This window comes from Streptomyces apocyni, from assembly GCF_009739465.1.
GTDB lineage: Bacteria > Actinomycetota > Actinomycetes > Streptomycetales > Streptomycetaceae > Streptomyces > Streptomyces apocyni.
The window spans coordinates 138436-155510 of the sequence record NZ_WHOM01000076.1; the positions used below are offsets into that span (position 1 = coordinate 138436).

Annotated in this window: 18 protein-coding genes; 5 read left to right on the forward strand and 13 right to left on the reverse strand. The window is 70.8% G+C overall.

Translation table 11 applies throughout. The annotated features are described in order from the left end of the window. Position 1 precedes the first annotated feature (1 nt). On the reverse strand, positions 2 to 166 hold the full coding sequence (gene rpmG, locus GCN81_RS28145; RefSeq protein ID WP_156727397.1) for a 50S ribosomal protein L33: 165 nt from the start codon (positions 164 to 166) through the stop codon (positions 2 to 4). A gap of 62 nt (positions 167 to 228) precedes the next feature. On the opposite strand from rpmG, the gene rpmB reads away from it, so the two are divergent. The 3 genes from rpmB (at position 229) to GCN81_RS28160 (ending at position 1375) form a co-directional block, all read left to right on the forward strand. Then, entirely contained in the window at positions 229 to 465 is a 237-nt protein-coding gene (gene rpmB, locus GCN81_RS28150; RefSeq protein WP_156727426.1) for a 50S ribosomal protein L28, read from the forward strand. Further along, on the forward strand, positions 465 to 770 hold the full coding sequence (gene rpsN / locus GCN81_RS28155; protein WP_156727398.1) for a 30S ribosomal protein S14: 306 nt from the start codon (positions 465 to 467) through the stop codon (positions 768 to 770). The genes rpmB and rpsN overlap by 1 nt, the downstream gene beginning before the upstream one ends. Before the next feature lie 62 nt (positions 771 to 832). Beyond that, on the forward strand, positions 833 to 1375 hold the full coding sequence (locus GCN81_RS28160; RefSeq protein ID WP_231627027.1) for a hypothetical protein: 543 nt from the start codon (positions 833 to 835) through the stop codon (positions 1373 to 1375). A 49-nt stretch (positions 1376 to 1424) separates the two neighbouring features. Here the strand turns inward: GCN81_RS28160 and GCN81_RS28165 are convergent, their stop codons facing one another. Both GCN81_RS28165 and GCN81_RS28170 read right to left on the reverse strand, forming a co-directional pair. Then, on the reverse strand, positions 1425 to 2618 hold the full coding sequence (locus tag GCN81_RS28165; protein WP_156727399.1) for a DUF2786 domain-containing protein: 1194 nt from the start codon (positions 2616 to 2618) through the stop codon (positions 1425 to 1427). Beyond that, complete coding sequence (locus GCN81_RS28170) at positions 2618 to 3076, reverse strand: winged helix-turn-helix transcriptional regulator (RefSeq protein WP_156727400.1); 459 nt, start codon at positions 3074 to 3076, stop codon at positions 2618 to 2620. Before GCN81_RS28170 ends, GCN81_RS28165 begins: the two co-directional genes overlap by 1 nt. A gap of 94 nt (positions 3077 to 3170) precedes the next feature. On the opposite strand from GCN81_RS28170, the gene GCN81_RS28175 reads away from it, so the two are divergent. Continuing rightward, positions 3171 to 3995: an NAD(P)H-binding protein gene (locus tag GCN81_RS28175; protein ID WP_156727401.1), complete on the forward strand. Its 825-nt coding sequence runs from the start codon at positions 3171 to 3173 to the stop codon at positions 3993 to 3995. Positions 3996 to 4057: 62 nt separating this feature from the next. Here the strand turns inward: GCN81_RS28175 and GCN81_RS28180 are convergent, their stop codons facing one another. Continuing rightward, on the reverse strand, positions 4058 to 4963 hold the full coding sequence (locus GCN81_RS28180) for an NADP-dependent oxidoreductase (protein WP_156727402.1): 906 nt from the start codon (positions 4961 to 4963) through the stop codon (positions 4058 to 4060). A gap of 150 nt (positions 4964 to 5113) precedes the next feature. Here GCN81_RS28180 and GCN81_RS28185 point away from each other — a divergent pair, with 150 nt between their 5' ends. After that, complete coding sequence (locus GCN81_RS28185; protein ID WP_156727403.1) at positions 5114 to 6805, forward strand: bifunctional 3'-5' exonuclease/DNA polymerase; 1692 nt, start codon at positions 5114 to 5116, stop codon at positions 6803 to 6805. A gap of 14 nt (positions 6806 to 6819) precedes the next feature. Here GCN81_RS28185 and GCN81_RS28190 read toward each other — a convergent pair whose 3' ends face one another. The 9 genes from GCN81_RS28190 to GCN81_RS28230 all read right to left on the reverse strand — a co-directional run. Further along, on the reverse strand, positions 6820 to 7398 hold the full coding sequence (locus GCN81_RS28190) for a PH domain-containing protein (protein WP_156727404.1): 579 nt from the start codon (positions 7396 to 7398) through the stop codon (positions 6820 to 6822). A gap of 58 nt (positions 7399 to 7456) precedes the next feature. Continuing rightward, positions 7457 to 8353, reverse strand: a complete 897-nt coding sequence (locus GCN81_RS28195; protein WP_156727405.1) for an aldo/keto reductase — start codon at positions 8351 to 8353, stop codon at positions 7457 to 7459. An 81-nt stretch (positions 8354 to 8434) separates the two neighbouring features. Next, positions 8435 to 9370, reverse strand: a complete 936-nt coding sequence (locus GCN81_RS28200; protein WP_156727406.1) for an NAD-dependent epimerase/dehydratase family protein — start codon at positions 9368 to 9370, stop codon at positions 8435 to 8437. 66 nt (positions 9371 to 9436) lie between these two features. Then, entirely contained in the window at positions 9437 to 10708 is a 1272-nt protein-coding gene (gene nhaA / locus GCN81_RS28205; RefSeq protein WP_156727407.1) for a Na+/H+ antiporter NhaA, read from the reverse strand. 212 nt (positions 10709 to 10920) lie between these two features. Further along, on the reverse strand, positions 10921 to 12492 hold the full coding sequence (locus GCN81_RS28210) for a choice-of-anchor A family protein (RefSeq protein ID WP_156727408.1): 1572 nt from the start codon (positions 12490 to 12492) through the stop codon (positions 10921 to 10923). A gap of 129 nt (positions 12493 to 12621) precedes the next feature. Then, on the reverse strand, positions 12622 to 13125 hold the full coding sequence (locus tag GCN81_RS28215) for a nucleoside deaminase (RefSeq protein WP_156727409.1): 504 nt from the start codon (positions 13123 to 13125) through the stop codon (positions 12622 to 12624). Between the two features lie 109 nt (positions 13126 to 13234). Then, on the reverse strand, positions 13235 to 15553 hold the full coding sequence (gene pucD / locus GCN81_RS28220; protein WP_156727410.1) for a xanthine dehydrogenase subunit D: 2319 nt from the start codon (positions 15551 to 15553) through the stop codon (positions 13235 to 13237). Continuing rightward, on the reverse strand, positions 15553 to 16173 hold the full coding sequence (locus GCN81_RS28225) for a (2Fe-2S)-binding protein (RefSeq protein ID WP_156727411.1): 621 nt from the start codon (positions 16171 to 16173) through the stop codon (positions 15553 to 15555). The genes pucD and GCN81_RS28225 overlap by 1 nt, the downstream gene beginning before the upstream one ends. Positions 16174 to 16175: 2 nt before the next feature. After that, the coding region (locus GCN81_RS28230; RefSeq protein WP_156725394.1) for an FAD binding domain-containing protein at positions 16176 to 17075 on the reverse strand (900 nt) is incomplete at its 5' end.

Consider the following 17075-nt stretch of genomic DNA (forward strand, 5'->3'; position numbering starts at 1 on the left):
GTCAGCGCTCCTCCTTGAAGTCGACGTGGCGTCCGACACGCGGGTCGAACTTGCGCAGGACCATGCGGTCCGGGTCGTTACGGCGGTTCTTGCGGGTGACGTACGTGAAGCCGGTCCCCGCCGTGGACCTGAGCTTGATGACGGGACGTAGTTCGTTGCGGGCCATGTGGGCTAGAGTAAATGGAAACGGTTTCCATTACCAACACGACGGAAGAGAGGTACGCCACCTTGTCCGCGCACTGCATGCTGACCGGCCGCCAGCCCGGCTTCGGCAACAACATCTCCCACTCGCACCGGCGCAGCCCGCGCCGCTTCGACCCCAACATCCAGCGCAAGCGGTACTGGCTGGAGAGCGAGGGACGGCATGTCCGACTGACCCTCAGCACCAAGGGGATCAAGACCATCGACACGATCGGGGTCGAGGCGGCCGTAGCCAGGATTCGCGCGCGTGGGGTGAAGGTCTGATGGCCAAGCAGAGCAAGATCGCGAAGAACGAGCAGCGCCAGCGGATCGTCGCGCGGTACGCCGCCCGGCGGGCGGAGCTGAAGGAACTCATCCGCAGGCCGAGCACTCCCGAGGCCGAGCGCCTCGCCGCGCAGCGCGAACTGCGGGCGCAGCCACGGGACGCAAGCGCGACGCGGGTGCGCAACCGGGACAGCGTGGACGGTCGCCCGCGCGGCTATCTGCGTAACTTCGGGCTGTCGCGGGTCAATCTGCGCAAGCAGGCGCACGCGGGCTTCCTGCCGGGGGTGCGTAAGTCGTCCTGGTAGCTTGGCCCGGCTCTCACATCTTTCCCGTAGAGCCGACTGTCGAGTCTTCTGGGGGACTTCCCGTGCTCAAGCCCGTTCGTCGCGTACGTGTACGTAACCTGCGTCTGTGTGCCGCCGCCGCTGGTGTCGCGGCCGCCCTCGCGCTGACCGGCTGTAGTGACAGCGGGTCGGACGGGAACGCCGACGACAAGGACACCGCGAAGCCCACGACCAGCGCCGGCGCGTCGGCCGGAACGGGTGGCGGTTCGGGCGACGGTGATGGCGAGGGTGGTGGCAGCGGCGGCGACGGGAAGAGCGCGAGCCTGGACGGCAGTTGGGTCGCGATGACGGACGGCAAGCCGATCGGGCTGATCGTCGACGGCAAGAAGGCCGCGCTGTTCGGCCTGGAGGGCACCACATGCTCCGGCTCGGTGGGCGACGTCAAGGGCAGCCAGGCGTTCCGGCTGACGTGCAAGGGCGACAGCTCGCGCACGGCGGGCCGCGTCGAGTCGGTTGACGCGACCTCCATGAAGGTCTCCTGGGAGGGGCTCGGCGACGAGACCTTCCAGAAGTCCGATGACGGCAAGCTGCCTGGCGGCTTGCGGACGCCGCTACCGCGGCCCTGACGTCCGGTGGGGGCCGCGGGCAGGCCAGCCCCCTACGTGCCAGTAGTGGCTACAGGCCCGTCGCGCGGTCCGCCGCCGCCGTGCCGTGGGTCCAACCGGCCTCGTCCGTGGCCCCACGGAGCCGGGTGGCCGTCGTCTCCGGGAACAGCTGGTCCGTACGCCCCGCGACCGCGACGTCGCGCGCGGCCAGCACCGGGAGGAACGACGCGCCCGCCTCGCTGGCAGCCCGCTCGCTGGTGGCCCGCGCGGCCGTGTCCGAGAGACGGGTGCCGATGCGGTGCGCGTAGGCCAGCAGGAACGACTGACGGAACGTCTTGGTCCGCTTGCGCCCGGCCGCGCGCTGGGCAGCCTCGGCCTTCGCCATCGCCGCGTTCCCCTGCACCAGCAGTGACGTATAGAGCAGCTCGACCGACTCCAGGTCGGGCTCGAAGCCGACCACCGTCGAGAAGCCCAGCGCCTCCTGCCACACCGCGCGGCAGTGGTTCGCGGTCGCGGCCGCGTCCAGCAGGATCGCCTTGGCCGTCTCATACGGGGCGTCGACCCCGATCCGGCACGCGGCGGGGGCGTCCCCCGACGGGCCCTTGGCCGCGAGCAGCGCCTCATCGACGCTGTGCCGCGCCATCAGCTCCTGCGCCTTTGCGGTGAGCGCCTCCGCCTCGTCGGGGAAGTCCGTCGCCTCGGCCTTGGCGAGCAGGGCGCGGATACGGGTGAGCAGCCGGGACTCCTGATGCGGCGGCGGTACGTGGACGGGGGCGCCCGGCACCGCCCCGACCGGCGTGATCGCGGGCAGCCGGAGCAGCAGCCTGAGCACCTCCAGTACGGCCGTGGCGAGCGAGAAGCGATCCGCCGACTCACGGCGGGCCAGCGCGTCGGCGTACCCGGTGTCGTCCGCGCCCCACCAGGGCTCGGCCGCGTCCAGGTCGCGCAGTTGCCCGGCCCACCGGGGCTCAAGCCGGGTGTAGCGGCGCGCCTCGGCGGCGATCAGGTCACCCGCGATACGGGCGTGCCGCGCGTCCGGCAGCTCACGGCGCAGCAGCCGTACGACGTCGGCGGGCTGCCAGCCACGCTCCCAGGCGCGCCGCACGAACTCCGCGCCACGGCGCAGCAATTCCCGGCCCGTCTCCGGCGCGGGCGCGGCGGCGAGCAGCGAGGCGCCGAGGTCGAGGCCGTCGTCGCCGTCCGCGTACAGGGCGGCGGCGAAGGCCCGCTCGACCGCCCGCGTGGCGGCTTCCGACTGGTCCATCAGCGGGGCGTCGATTCGGAGTGGTCGGCGTGGTCGGCGTGGTCGGCGTCGTACGCGGCGCGCGACGCGGCGATGTCCGGGCGGTGCGCGATGGACCAGTCGGCGAGCACCTTGACGGGGTGCGAGAAGCTGCGGCCCAGCGGCGTCAGCTCGTACTCGACCTGCGGCGGAACCGTGGGGTAGACCGTGCGCTTCACCAGGCCGTCGCGCTCCAGGCGGCGCACCGTGAGGGTGAGCATGCGCTGCGAGACGCCGCCGGGTATCGCGCGCTGCAGCTCCTTGAAGCGGCGCACGCCCGTGGTGAGTTCGACCAGGACGTAGACGGACCACTTGTCGCCGAGCCGGTCCAGCACGTCCCGGACCCCGCACTCGCCCTGTGGGGTCTCGCAATGGATCACCGGGTCGGCCGCCCCGGCTACCTCGGTTACCTCGGTTACCTCGGTGTGCCCTACTGACATCAAAGTGCCTCCTTACGCTCCCGCACCCGGCCCATAACGATGGTTCCAGTCAACACGCACCACGAAGAACCACGAAAACGGGGGGAACCATCCCATGCTGCTGATCACCGGAGCCTCGGGCGGACTGGGCAAGCTCATCGCCGGGCGGCTCGCCGGGCGCGCCGACGTCGTACTCGGCACCCGCGCGCCCGCCGCTGGCGAGCGCCGCATCGACTTCGACGACCCCACGTCGCTCGCCGACGGGTTCGCCGGAGTGGACACCGTGCTGCTGATCTCGGCCGGATTCGGGGAGGACGACGTCGTACTCGCCCGCCACGAAGCGGCGATCGCGGCGGCCGAGAAAGCCGGGGTCAGCCACCTCGTCTACACCAGCCTGAGCGGCGACGGCGACCACCTGGCGTACGCGCTCGCCCACCGCTGGACCGAGCGCAGGCTGCGTGCCTCGACACTGCGGGGCTGGACGGTGCTGCGTAACGGCCTGTACGCGGAGTTCCTCGCCGCGATCGCCGCGCCGGGTCCCGATGGCACGATCACCGCGCCGCTGGGTGCCGGTCGGCTCGCCGCGGTCGCCCGGGACGACCTGGCGGAGGTGGCGGCCAGGATCGCCACCGATCCCGCGCCGCACGCCGGTGCGGTGTACGAGCTGGTCGGCGAGACCGCCCTGGGCGGGGCGGAGCTGGCGGCCGCGGTCGGCGGTTCCTACGCGCCCGGCACGCTGGACGCGGCGCGCGTGGCCGCCGCCGGGTGGGTGGAGCGGGACTTTCAGATACCGATGATCGTCGGGACGTACTCGGCGATCGCGGGCGGCTTCCTGGACGGCGGGGGCGTCGCGGCGGCGGGCACGCTGCGGAGGCTGCTCGGCCGCGCGCCGCGGTCGGCGATCGAGGCGTACGTGGCGGCGGTCGAGGATCGATCCTGATCCCCCTCCCTATCCCCCTCCCTTTAGGGAGGGAAGGGTTCACGCTTTAGGGAGGGAACGGTTCACGGAAGCAGCACCAGCTTGCCCCGTACGTGGCCCCCCTCGCTGACCTCCATCGCCTTCGCGGCGTCGGCGAGCGGGAACCGCCCCGCGACCGGAACCCGCAGCGTGCCCCGCGCCGCGAGCGCCGCGTGCCGGGCGAGCGCCGTCGCGTGATGGCTGCCACCGTGCAAGAGGGTGACGCCGAAGTCGGGCGCGTTCGGGTCGGCGATGGTGATGATGCGGTCGGTGGTGCCGCCGCGCAGGGCGATGGAGTCCGGCAGCGCGCCTCGCCCCGCAGCGTCGAAGACCGCGTCGACCCCCTCGGGGGACACCTCGCGGACCCGGGAGGCCAGGCCGTCGCCGTAACGGACCGGCACCGCGCCCAGGACGCGCAGGTAGTCGTGGTTCGCCGGGGACGCCGTGCCGATGACCCGCGCACCCCGGGCCACCGCCAGTTGCACCCCCGCCGTGCCGACCGCGCCCGCCGCCCCGTGCAGCAGCAACGTCTCCCCCGCTCCCACGGCCAGCAGGTCCAGGACGCGCTGTGCCGTCTCGGTGGCCACCGGGAGCGCCGCGGCCTCCTCCCAGCCCAGTTCGGGCGGCTTGACGGCCACCACCGTGGCCAGCGCGCACTCGGCGTAGGCACCGGTGTCGGTCCAGCCGAGCACCTCGTCCCCGCCCTTGAGCTCGGTGACGCCGTGGCCGACCTCGTCGACCACCCCGGCCGCCTCGATGCCGGGCGTCGCCGGGAACGTCGTGGGAACGACCCCCTCCAGCCAGCCATAGCGGATCTTGTAGTCGATGGGGTTCACGCCCGCGGCCTGAACCCTCAGGCGTACCTGGCCAGGCCCCGGATGCGGCTCATCGACGTCTGCGAGCCGCAGGACTCCAGGGCCGCCGAACTTCTCGTAGACGATCGCTTCCATCGCGGACTCCTCCGTCGTCCCCCGTCGTCCCCCGTCGTCCCCCGTCCTGGCCTCCCGGCCTCCCGGCCTCCCTTGCCACTATCTCTCCGTGCGCCGGGTTCCGCTGGCTGTCACCGGCTGACTGTCAGTGGCGGGTGCCAGACTCGATCCATGAGTACGCGGTGGGCGATCTCCGGCGATGAGGGCGGCGGGGCACTCCTGGTGCCGCTCGACCGGGAGGGCGGGGCCGCGGGCGATGTGATCAAGGAGCCGGACCTGGTGGCGGCGGTGCGGGCCCGCCCTGACGTGACGCGGTGGGTGTGGCGGTCGACGGCGGAGATCTATCCGCGGCTGCTCGCTGCCGGAGTGCGGGTCGAGCGCTGCTACGACATCGAGGACGCCGAGCTGCTGCTGCTCGGCCACGAGGGGCGACTCGGCGAGCCCCGCTCCGCTGCCGCCGCCTGGGCGCGGCTGCACCACCGGCCCGTACCGCCCGATCCGCCGCAGCGCGCGGCCGCGCCCGGCGCCCAGTCGTCGCTCTTCGAGCCGGGCCCCGTACAGCTGCCGCTGGACGGACTCCTGGAGGTGTACGCGGACCAACTGCGGCGGTACGAGGCGACCGCGCACCCCGACCGGATGCGGCTGCTCACCGCGACCGAGTCGGCGGGGATGCTGATCGCCGCCGAGATGAACGAAGCGGGCCTGCCCTGGCGCGCCGACGTCCACCGCGAGGTGCTGCGCGAGCTACTCGGCGAGCGGTACGCGGGCGGCGGCGAGCCACGTCGGCTGGCCGAGCTCGCGGACGAGGTGTCGGCGGCCTTCGGGCGCCGCGTACGGCCCGATCTGCCCGCGGACGTGGTGAAGGCCTTCGGCCAGGCGGGCATCAAGGTCAGCTCCACCCGCCGCTGGGAGATCGAGGGCATCGACCACCCCGCCGTGCCGCCGCTGCTCGCGTACAAGAAGCTGTACCGCGTCTGGGTGGCGCACGGCTGGTCCTGGCTCCAGGACTGGGTTCGCGACGGTCGCTTCCGCCCGGAGTACCTCCCCGGCGGCACGGTCACCGGGCGCTGGGTGACCAACGGCGGCGGAGCGCTCCAGATCCCCAAGGTCATCCGGCGCGCCGTGGTCGCCGACCCGGGGTGGCGGCTGGTCGTCGCGGATGCCGACCAGCTGGAGCCACGCGTGCTCGCCGCGATCTCCCGCGACCCGGGCCTGATGGAGGTCGCGGGCCGGTCCGACGACCTGTACCAGGCGGTGTCGGACCGGGCGTTCTCCGGCGACCGCGAGATGGCGAAGCTGGCGGTGCTCGGCGCGGTCTACGGCCAGACCTCGGGCGACGGCCTGAAGAACCTGGCCCTGCTGCGCCGCCGCTTCCCCCAGGCCGTGGCCTACGTCGACGACGCGGCCCGCGCGGGTGAGGAGGGCCGCCTGGTGCGCACCTGGCTGGGGCGCACCTGCCCACCCGCCGTAGGCGAAGGGGCGGACGACGAGGCGGGCCTCCCCCAGGAACCGGAGGCGGCCACGGAGCCGGAGCGCGAGGACGCCTGGGTGCCGGGCTACGCCTCCACCAACACCCGCGCCCGCGGCCGCTTCACCCGCAACTTCGTCGTCCAGGGCAGCGCGTCCGACTGGGCCCTGCTGATGCTCGCCGCGCTCCGCCAGGCCACCGCCGACCTCTCCGCCGAACTGGTCTTCTTCCAGCACGACGAGGTGATCGTGCACTGCCCGGCCGATGAGGCGGACCGCGTGGTCACCGCCATCCACGAGGCCTCGGAGCTCGCCGGTCGCCTCACCTTCGGCGAGACACCGGCGCGGTTTCCGTTCACCACGGCCGTGGTGGAGTGCTACGCCGACGCCAAGTGACGGGGCAGGCCGCGTCAGCCCATCGGAGGCGGCGGCATCATCCCGCCGGGTCCACCCATCGGCTGACCACCCATGCCGCCCATACCGCCCATGCGCTGGCGGTTCTGCTCTTCCTCGACCGCCCGGTGGATCATGTTCTTCAGACCTTCCGGGTCCGGCACATGCTTCAGCGTGAGCATCCCCTGCTCGGAGGCGGACTGGACGTTGAGCGTCCCCTCACGCAGTATCCGCTCCCACAACGTGGCGCGGAACGACACGTCGTTCACGCGGGCGAGCGGGATGCTGCGCCCCGTCTTCGTCAGGAAGCCGCTGCGCTGGTACACGCGCTTGGTGGTCAGGAGGTACAGCGTGCTGCGCCACTTCAGCAGCGGGATCAGCCAGAACCACACCGAGGCGACCCCGGCCGCGCCGAGCACCACGTACGAGGCGTACGTGCCCCAGTCCTCGTCGCGCGGCAGCACCCACAACAGCGCGCCGGCGACGATCCAGATGAGCACCAGGACGATGAACTCCCCGACCATTTCGGTCCAGTGCTGCCGTGTGGCGTGCAGCAGTTCCTCGTCCTCGGCGATGTAGCGATCCGCGTATGACATGCGGGGATGGTGACACACCGCGGGCCGGGCCGATACCCGCCCACCCCTACCCCTACCCCTACCGCACGGTGCTCCGCGTCAGGCGGGCGACCTCCGCCTCCGTGAGCCGCAGGTCGGCCGCCTCCGCCGAGGCCCGTACCGTCTCCGGGCGGCTCGACCCGGGGATCGGTACGACCACCGGCGCGAGCGCCAGCAGCCAGGCCAGGCACACCTGCTGCGGGGTGACCCGGCGCTCCCGTGCGACCTCGTGGAAGGCGGCGTACGCGGGCGCCCGTGACCCGTCGAGTGCGGACGGGCCGTCGAGGGAACTGCGGGAGATCCCGCCGAGCGGGCTCCAGGGCAGGAAGGCGATCCCGAGCTCGGCGCAGAGCCGCAGTTCGGGCTCGCTGTCTTGGACCTCGGGCGAGAAGCGGTTCTGCACGGAGACGAGACCGTCGCCCAGGAGGGCGTGCGCCTCGCGGATCTGCGCCGTGTCCACGTTCGAGATCCCGGCCGCGCGGATGCTGCCCTCGGCCAGCAGGTCGCTCAGCGCGCCCAGGGACTCGGCCCAGGGCACCTGCGGGTCCGGCTTGTGGAGTTGGTACAGCCCGATCGCGTCGGTGCCGAGGCGCTTCAGCGAGGCGTGGCAGGCGCGCTTCAGGTGCTCGGGGGTGCCGTTCACCGTCCAGGTGCCGTCGCCGGGGCGCCCCCGGCCGCCCTTGGTCGCGACGAGCACCCCGGAGGTGTCACCGCCGTACGTGGCCAGCGCGCGGGCGATGAGCTGTTCGTTGTGGCCCACCTCGTCCGCGTGCCAGTGGTACGAGTCGGCGGTGTCGATCAGCGTCACCCCGGCGTCCAGCGCCGCGTGCACGGTGGCGAAGGACCGGTCCTCGGCCGGGCGGCCCTCGATGGACAGGGGCATGGCGCCGAGGCCGATCACGCTGACAGCGGTGGAGCCGATGCGGCGGTACTGCACGAATGTCACTCCTCAACGTCACGGAAAACGAACACGGGAAAGGAACACGGGAAAGGAAAGGAACACGGAAAACGAAACGGATTACGCGGCAAGCGCCTCGGCGACGGCCTCCGGCAGCCAGTCCGCCGTGTGCGAGAAGCTGAACCCCAGCTCCTCGCCGCGCGCGTTGCTCATCGCGTAGTGCCGGTCGTACGAGAACGGCGAGGCGTTCGCACCATCGATCCGGTAGACCGGCTCCCGGCCCACCTGCCCGGCGATCAGTTCGCACAGCTCCCGCACCTCGACCGGTCCATGCGAGCAGGCGTTGACCGGCCCGGTGAACTCCGCGCCCGCCGCCCACTGGAGTACGTCGGCGATCTCCCGGTGGTGTGTGAAGACCGTCGGCACGGTCTCGGCGTGCACGGCGATCTCCTCACCCTTCAGGACGCGCTGTACGTAGTGGTCCAGTCGGCCGGTGAACTCCTCGGCCCCGCCGCCCAGGACATGGGTGCTCCGTACGGAGACGAACGGCAGCCCGCTCTCGCGCGCGAACACCGCCTCCGACTGACGCTTGCCCTCGGCGTAGTGGGCCGCGAGGAAGTTCTCGTCAGTCCAGGGGAGTTCACTCCGTACCGGCCAGCTCAGCGGGTCCACCATCGTCTCCGGCACCGGCGCGTCCACGGCGGTGGGCCGTACGGCACCCGCGGCGGCGGGCTCGGTGAGGGTCGCGGGGTCGTACACCTCGATCGTGGAGGTCATGACGTAGCGCCCGGCCCGCCCACCGAACACGCGGGCGGCGATCGCCGCCTGGACCGGCGTGTAGCAGACCTGGTCCAGCACCACGTCGAAGGTGCGGGAGCCGATCGCTGTGGCAAGGGCCGCCTCGTCGTTCCGGTCGGCGACGAGGTGGGTGACGCCCGGGGGCGGCGCGGTGGAGCCGCGATTGACGACGCTGACCTGGTGCCCGGCGTCGTACAACTGCCGAATCAGGCGCTTACCGAAGTACCGGCTGCCGCCAATGACGCATATCTCGCTCATCTGTCGGTCGCTCGCCTTCCGTGCTCAACGCGGGGGTGGACGATCGAGCGTAGGTCAGCGCCCCCGTCAGTCGTCGTCCAGCCTGCGGTATTTGGCATTCCGCAACCTCAGCAGTACGGAGGCGCCCACCGCGGCCGCGAGCGAGCCGAGCAGGACAGCCGCCTTGATGACCTCGAGTTGCGCCGGATCGGGGTAGGCCAGCTCCGCGATCAGCAGGGACACCGTGAAGCCCACGCCGCCGAGTATCGACAGAGCCAGTACGTCCGCCCAGGCCAGATCGGGGTTGATCTGGGCACGGGTGAAGCGCGCGGCCAGATACGTACCGCCGAAGATGCCCACGGTCTTGCCAAGCGCCAGACCGAGCGCCACGCCGAGGGGCTCGGGGCTTCCCATGACGTCGGTCAGCGTACTGGCCGAGACCGGCACGCCGGCGGCGAAGAGGGCGAACAACGGGACCGCGATCCCCGCCGAGATCGGGCGGGTGAGGTGCACGATGTGCTCGGCCGTTCCCTTCTGGTGTGGGTCGTGGGAGCCGCTCTTGGTGACCCGGAGCAGCAGACCGAGCGCGACTCCGGCGACGGTGGCGTGGACGCCGCTGGTGTACATCAGCGCCCAGATGGCGAAGGCGAGCGGCAGATACCAGTACCAGCCCTTGACGCGCTTGACGTGGTGCATCCAGAAGAAGAGGCCGAGGCCCAGTACGGCCCCGCCGAGCGCCGCCAGATTGATCGACGACGTGAAGAAGAGCGCGATGACGATGATCGCGCCCAGGTCGTCGACGATCGCGAGGGTGAGCAGAAAGGCCCGCAGCGCGGAGGGCAGATGGGTGTTGACCACGGCCAGCACACCGAGGGCGAAGGCAATGTCGGTGGCCATGGGAATGGCCCAGCCGTTCCAGGTGCCGCCGCCTGACGTGGCCACGACCCCGTACACGAGCGCGGGGATCACCATGCCGCTGACCGCCGCGACCACGGGCAGCACCGCCCGTGCCGCACTGCTCAGTTCGCCGACCACCAGCTCGCGCTTGAGTTCGGCGCCCGCGACGAAGAAGAAGATCGCCAGCAGGCCGTCCGCTGCCCATTTGCGTACGGACAGGTCCAGTGGCCCGAAGCCGAAGTGGGTGCTGCGGACCGTGTCGTAGGAGGCGTCCCACGGTGAGTTGGCCCAGAGGAGTGCGGCAGCGGCGGCGACGAGCAGGAGCATCCCGCCGACTGTCTCGGCCCGCAGGGTGTCCAGGACGATGTTGCGCTCCGGGCGCGGCAGGTTCCCGAAGAAGAGCGGCCAGCGGCTGCTGCCGCCCCCGCTACCGCCGCCGTTCCCTGGGCGCTTACCTCGCATGACCGCTCCTCGGCGCTGACGGTCCTGGCCGGGTGTGACGTAGGGGCGAGCAAGGTCGAAAGTCGAAAGGGGCTGGGGTAGGGGTAGGGGAAGGGGGCTGTGATGACGACCTGTCCATGGTATTGAGCGACGCCGGGGGCGACCGGGACGGCCGGGGCGGCGGCGGGGCCAAGTCCGCCCGCACCGCCGCCTCCGGGTACGTCCGCGGTCGGCTACTCGGCGGCCTCTCGCCGCCGTCGTCGCGCCGCCACGACGAGGACCGTTCCTCCGGCGGCGACGAGGGCGGTCGCCAGCCCGCCGACGAGCACCATCTCATCGGTGGACACGGCAGCGCCGGTGTCGGGCAGCTCACCACCGCCGGTGCTGCCACCGGAGCTGCCGCCGGAGCTCCCGCCCGTGTTACCGCCAGAGCTGCCGCTGGTATTGCCACCCGTGGTGTCTCCGGTGGGGCTGGGATCCGGGGTCGGGTCGGGTGAGGGGTCTGGCGACGGATCCGGCGAAGGATCCGGCGACGGATCGGGGGACGGGTCTGGGGACGGGTCGGGCGACGGATCCGGCGACGGGTCAGGCGACGGGTCAGGCGAGGGATCAGGCGACGGGTCCGGCGACGGATCGGGCGAGGGATCCGGGGACGGATCCGGCGAGGGATCCGGCGACGGATCCGGCGACGGGTCCGGCGAGGGATCCGGGGACGGATCCGGTGAAGGGTCCGCACACGTAGGCAGGTCGCCGTTGAACGGATAGGCGTGCAGCTCCTGCCCACCCCCGCCCCCGACCGGGGACGTATGCGTCAGCGAACCAGTGGTGAAGAGGCGCCCGTTCACTCCGGGCAGCGTCACCGTCGTCGTACTGGCGGCGTTGCCCACCAGCACGCTGCCCGCGAACTGCCCACTGCCCGTCAGCTCCACCGTGGTCGCGTCCGGGAAGTTCCACAGCGTCCGCTCGCGCAGCCCGTCCGGCAGCCCCGCGATATACGTGTTGATCATCCGCGTGTCGCCCGTGAGGTTGACCAGGACGGTGGCGCCCGCCGGGATGTCGTTGAAGGCGAACCCCTGTGCGCCGCCGCGCCCGCTCGCGAGGTCGAAGTCCACGTTGAAGACCTGGATCGCCGACGAACCGTCGCCGGTGAAGACGGTCGTGTCGCCGTTGTTGACCGCGGTGCCGGTGGCTGTCCGGGGCTCCCCGCCCTCGTACGCGTAACACTGGCTCGCGGCGGTGAGGTCCAGCCGCAGCCTCTGGTACGAGTCCACCGCGCCGGGGTCCGAGACCGGCGCGGGGATGACCGTGCCGGAGAGGTCACCGCCGTACCGTACGACTCCGGAGACCGAGCCCTCCTCGGCGAGCAGCCGCTGACCGGGCGCGACGGTCAGGTCACCGCCGACGGAGAGAAAGTCCGTCCCGTTGTCCGGGGGAACCCGGGAACCCACACCCGCGACTCCCACGTTGTAGACCTGGGAGGCCCCGGGCCTCTTGTTCATGTCGAACTCGCCGAGTACGACCACCTTGCCCTCGGCCTCGGCGGCTGCCTGCTGGACGAGGAAGTTCCCGCCCACGAAGACGTTGATGTTGTTGTCCCGCCCGGCGATCGGCCCGTTGTTGAGCTCGGGGTAGGGATCGGGGCAGTTGTCTCCCAGGCAGGGGCCGAGCCCGCCCGGCAGAGGGTCCGCGAAACCCCAGGAGGCGAAGAGACCCACGAGTACGGCCGCCCCGAGCACGGCCGCCGAGGCCGAGGCGGTTCTCCGGCGGGTCCTGCTGCCACGGCGTGTTGTACGCACATTCTTCATAGCTGGAAATATGCATAAAGCGGACAGGTGACAGCGTCGGACACGCACCGGCCTCACTCCGATGGCGGGCAAAAGAAGGGCCAGGTCAGAGGAGATCTGACCTGGCCTTCGGTGTTGCGCGCCGCGTTCTCAGTAGTCGATACGGTCGGTCTTGGCCAGCCACGCGTCGAACGGCGCCGTACGGTTCGGCAGGTCCAGGTGCTCGACCTGCGCGGGCCACATCGACTGCGGCCGCTTCTCGAACAGGTCGTAGAACTTACGGTCGTCGAAACCAGCCACCGCGGCGTCGTCACGGTCGGCGGCGAAGACGATCCGGTCGACGCGCGCCCAGAGCGCGGACGACAGGCACATCGGGCACGGCTCGCACGACGTGATCAGGACGCAGCCCTCGAGCGAGAAGGTGCCCAGCTCCTTGCAGGCGGCCCGCATGGCGTTGACCTCGGCGTGCGCCGTCGGGTCAAGGTTCGCGGTGACCTGGTTGTTCGCCCGCGCGACGACCTCACCGTCCTTGACGACCAGCGCGCCGAACGGGCCACCGCCGTTCCTCACGCTGGTGGTGGCGACATTGATCGCCTCGTCCATCCAGGCGCGCTCGCGCTCGTGGAGATTCGTTTCTTCGGCCTGTGCGGTCATGGTCACTTCTTTCCGAGACGGTGGGGCCTCCCCGGGTGCGCTGTCCGTACGGAAGTACGGGACACCGCACCCGAGGCGACGATGGGGGGCTCGCAGGAGGTCAGCGCGGCTAGGAGCCGCAGATGTGCTCCGGCTTGACCGGGGCGTGAGTCAGGCTCAACCCCGTCGCATTGCGGATGGCGTTCATGACCGCCGGGGTGGCGGAAATGGTGGGCGGTTCGCCGACACCGCGCACGCCGTACGGCGAGTTCGGGTCGGCCTTCTCGATCACGTCCACCGTCATCGGCGGCGTATCCAGAATGGTCGGGATCAGGTAGTCGGTGAACGACGGGTTGCGGATCTTGCCGTCCTTGACCTGGATCTCCTCCATCACGGCAAGGCCGAGGCCCTGTGTGGAGCCACCCTGGATCTGCCCGACGACGGCGTCCGGGTTGACCGCCTTGCCGACGTCCTGCGAACAGTCCAGCTGTACGACCTTGACCAGCCCCAACTCGGTGTCCACATCCACCACGGCACGATGCGCGGAGTAAGCGTGCTGGACGTGCACCCGCTGGCTTTGTCCCGCCTCCGGGTCCATCCCGTACGTCGGCAGGTGGTGGTACTCCCTGGTCTCCTCGATCGCGTCATCACCGAGTACGTCGACGAGATCGGCGAGGACACCGGTGACCGCGGAGACGACCTTGCCGCCGGACAGTGACAGATCCGCCGGGCTCTCGCCGAAACGCTGGGCGACCCGCTCGAAGAGCACCTCGCGGACCGCTTCACACGCGTTCTTGACGGCACCGCCGGTGATGTAGGTCTGCCGGGAAGCCGAGCTCGACCCCGCGTCGCCGACCTGGGTGTCGCTCGGGTGAATGGTCACCCGCTCCACGCCGAGCTCGGTGCGGGCGATCTGCTGCTGCACCGTGTCCACGCCCTGGCCGACCTCGGCCGCCGCGCTGTGCACCAGCGCCACCGGTTCGCCACCGATGGCCTCCAGACGCACCCGCGCCGTGGAGTAGTCGTCGGCGCCTTCCGCGTAGCAGACGTTCTTGATGATCACGCTGTAGCCCACACCGCGGACCATGCCTTCGCCGTGCGTGGTGTTGGATACGCCGCCCGGCAGGTCCCGGACGTCCGCCGGTTCGGTGCGGTTCTCCGGGGGCAACGGCATGTCCTTGAGCCGCTGGAGCAGCTCGGCGACGGGCGCGGGGGAATCCAGCACCTGGCCGGTGTGCATCGTGTAGCCCTGCTCGACCGCGTTGCGCTGACGCAGCTCGACCGGGTCCATGTCCAGCGCCTTGGCCAGCTTGTCCATCTGGGACTCGACGGCATAGGCGGGCTGTACGGCACCGAGGCCACGCATCGCGCCGCACGGCGGGTTGTTCGTGTAGAGGCCCCAGCCCTCGATCTTGACGTTGGGCACCTGGTACGGCCCGGTGCCCAACGAGGTGGCGTTGCCGACGACGACCGGGGTCTTCGAGGCGTACGCGCCGCCGTCGAAGTACATCTTCGCCTTGACGTAGACGAGCTTGCCGTCCTTGGTCGCGCCGTGCTCGTAGTACATCTTCGCCGGGTGCCGGTGGACGTGCCCGAAGAAGGACTCGAACCGGTCGTAGACGATCTTCACCGGCTTGCCGGTGTGCAGCGCCAGCATGCAGGCGTGGATCTGCATGGACAGGTCCTCGCGGCCGCCGAAGGCACCGCCGACACCGGACATGGTGAAACGGACCTTCTCGGCCGGGAGCCCGAGCGCCCGTGCCGTCTGCCGGTGGTCGGAGTGCAGATGCTGGGTGGCGAGGAACAGGTCGACACCGCCGTCCTCAGCCGGGATGGCCAGACCGGACTCGGGGCCGAGGAACGCCTGGTCCTGCATGCCCAGGGTGTACACGTCGGACACCACGACGTCGGCCTTGGCCTCCGGGTCGCCGCAGATGACCGGCTGGTAGCGCACCACGTTGCCCTCGGGGTGCAGCTTGGGGAGGGTGTCGTCGTGCGCGGCCCGCTCCGGGTCGGTGATCGGCTCGAGTACCTCGTAGTCGACGACGATCTTTTCCATCGCGCGCCGGGCGGTCTCCGGGTGATCGGCGGCGATCAGGGCGACGGGCTCGCCCTGGTAGCGCACATAGCCCTCGGCCAGCGCCGGCGTGTCGGCGATCTTCAGGCCGTAGATGTTCTCGCCGGGGACGTCCTTGTGGGTCAGCGCCGCGTACACGCCGGGCTGCTTGAGCGCGGGGCCGACGTCGATCGACTTGATCCGCGCGTAGGGGTGCGGGCTGCGCAGCGTCGCGCCCCAGAGCATGTCCTCCGCCCACAGGTCCGAGGAGTACGCGAACTCGCCGGTGACCTTGAGGGTGCCGTCGGGGCGCAGCGGGCTGTCGCCGATGCCGCCGGTGATCGCGTCGTTGAGGTCCTGCGGGGTGCGGGCGGGAGAAGTCTGGTTGCTCATCAGGAGGCCTCCACTGTCTCTGCCTGACGGGCGGCCGCCAGGCGGACCGCGTCCAGGATCTTTTCGTAACCGGTGCACCGGCAGAGGTTGCCGGACAGCGCCTCACGGATGTCCGCGTCAGACGGCGAGGCCTCACGCTCCAGCAGCTCATCAGCCGCGACCAGCAGACCCGGCGTACAGAAACCACACTGCACGGCACCCGCCTCGATAAACGCCTGCTGGATCGGGGAGAGGTCACCGCCCTCACCGGTCTGCGAATCGGTGCCCTTCGCGCTCCACTGCTGAGCCGCGTCCAGCGACGTACCCGAGGTGCCAGAGGTGCCGCAGGCACCGCTCGCGCAGCCACCGGCGTGGGCGGCCTGCTCGCGCTGTTTGGCGAAGTCCGCCAGGCCCTCGACCGTGACGACCTCGCGGCCCTCGGCCTGACCGGCCGCGACCAGACACGAACACACCGGCACACCGTCCAGACGCACCGTGCACGAGCCGCACTCACCCTGCTCACAGGCGTTCTTCGAACCCGGCAGGCCCATCCGCTCACGCAGCACGTACAGCAGGGACTCGCCCTCCCACACATCGTCGGCTTCCTGCTTACGGCCATTGACCGTGAAATTGACGCGCATGGTTACGCAGCTCCTTCGACAGCGCCGCGGCCATTGCCACCGCGGTAGGACTCCCAGGTCCACATCAACGTCCGGCGGGCCATCACACCCACCGCGTGACGGCGGTAGCTGGCACTGCCCCGCACATCGTCGATCGGGTTACAGGCCCCGGACGCCAGCTGGGCGAACTGCTTCGCGATGGACGGAGTGATGATCTTCCCGTTGTCCCAGAAGCCACCCTCCTCCAGCGCCGCGTTCAAAAACTCCTCCGCCGCCGTCGCCCGCACCGGCGTCGGCGCCGCCGAACCGATCCCCGTACGCACCGAACGCGTCCGCGGATGCAGCGCCAGACCGAACGCGCACACCGCGATCACCATCGCGTTACGCGTACCGACCTTGGAGAACTGCTGCGGCCCATCCGCCCTCGGAATGTGCACAGCCTTGATCAGCTCGTCGGGCTCCAGCGCATTGCGCTTCACACCCTTGTAGAAGTCATCGATCGCGATCAGCCGCGCACCACGCGCCTGCGACTCGACCTCCACATCGGCCCCCGACGCCAGCAGCGCCGGATGCGCGTCACCCGCGGGCGAGGCACAGCCCAGGTTCCCGCCCACCCCGCCACGGTTACGGATCTGCGGAGACGCCACCGTGTGCGACGCCAGCGCCAGCCCCGGCAGCTCAGAGCGCAGATTCTCCATGATCTTCGTGTACGGGACAGACGGCCCCAGCGCGACCTTCTCCTCGCCGACCGTCCACTCACCGAGCTCACTGATCCGGTTCAGGTCCAGCAGGTACTCAGGACGCCGATGATCAAAGTTGATCTCGACCATCACATCGGTGCCACCCGCAATCGGCACAGCCGTGGGATGCGCTGCCTTCACGGCAAGCGCCTCCTCCCAGCTGGCGGGGCGAAGGAAGTCCAT

What these genes read in the sequence shown, in the direction of transcription:
- nhaA (WP_156727407.1), bottom strand. Translation starts at nt 10,708, where the DNA reads ATGCGAGGTAAGCGCCCAGGGAACGGCGGCGGTAGCGGGGGCGGCAGC.
- GCN81_RS28190 (WP_156727404.1), bottom strand. Translation starts at nt 7,398, where the DNA reads ATGTCATACGCGGATCGCTACATCGCCGAGGACGAGGAACTGCTGCAC.
- GCN81_RS28185 (WP_156727403.1), top strand. Translation starts at nt 5,114, where the DNA reads ATGAGTACGCGGTGGGCGATCTCCGGCGATGAGGGCGGCGGGGCACTC.
- pucD (WP_156727410.1), bottom strand. Translation starts at nt 15,553, where the DNA reads ATGAGCAACCAGACTTCTCCCGCCCGCACCCCGCAGGACCTCAACGAC.
- rpmG (WP_156727397.1), bottom strand. Translation starts at nt 166, where the DNA reads ATGGCCCGCAACGAACTACGTCCCGTCATCAAGCTCAGGTCCACGGCG.
- GCN81_RS28225 (WP_156727411.1), bottom strand. Translation starts at nt 16,173, where the DNA reads ATGCGCGTCAATTTCACGGTCAATGGCCGTAAGCAGGAAGCCGACGAT.
- GCN81_RS28165 (WP_156727399.1), bottom strand. Translation starts at nt 2,618, where the DNA reads ATGGACCAGTCGGAAGCCGCCACGCGGGCGGTCGAGCGGGCCTTCGCC.
- GCN81_RS28170 (WP_156727400.1), bottom strand. Translation starts at nt 3,076, where the DNA reads ATGTCAGTAGGGCACACCGAGGTAACCGAGGTAACCGAGGTAGCCGGG.
- GCN81_RS28215 (WP_156727409.1), bottom strand. Translation starts at nt 13,125, where the DNA reads ATGACCGCACAGGCCGAAGAAACGAATCTCCACGAGCGCGAGCGCGCC.
- GCN81_RS28180 (WP_156727402.1), bottom strand. Translation starts at nt 4,963, where the DNA reads ATGGAAGCGATCGTCTACGAGAAGTTCGGCGGCCCTGGAGTCCTGCGG.
- GCN81_RS28175 (WP_156727401.1), top strand. Translation starts at nt 3,171, where the DNA reads ATGCTGCTGATCACCGGAGCCTCGGGCGGACTGGGCAAGCTCATCGCC.
- GCN81_RS28200 (WP_156727406.1), bottom strand. Translation starts at nt 9,370, where the DNA reads ATGAGCGAGATATGCGTCATTGGCGGCAGCCGGTACTTCGGTAAGCGC.
- rpsN (WP_156727398.1), top strand. Translation starts at nt 465, where the DNA reads ATGGCCAAGCAGAGCAAGATCGCGAAGAACGAGCAGCGCCAGCGGATC.
- GCN81_RS28210 (WP_156727408.1), bottom strand. Translation starts at nt 12,492, where the DNA reads ATGAAGAATGTGCGTACAACACGCCGTGGCAGCAGGACCCGCCGGAGA.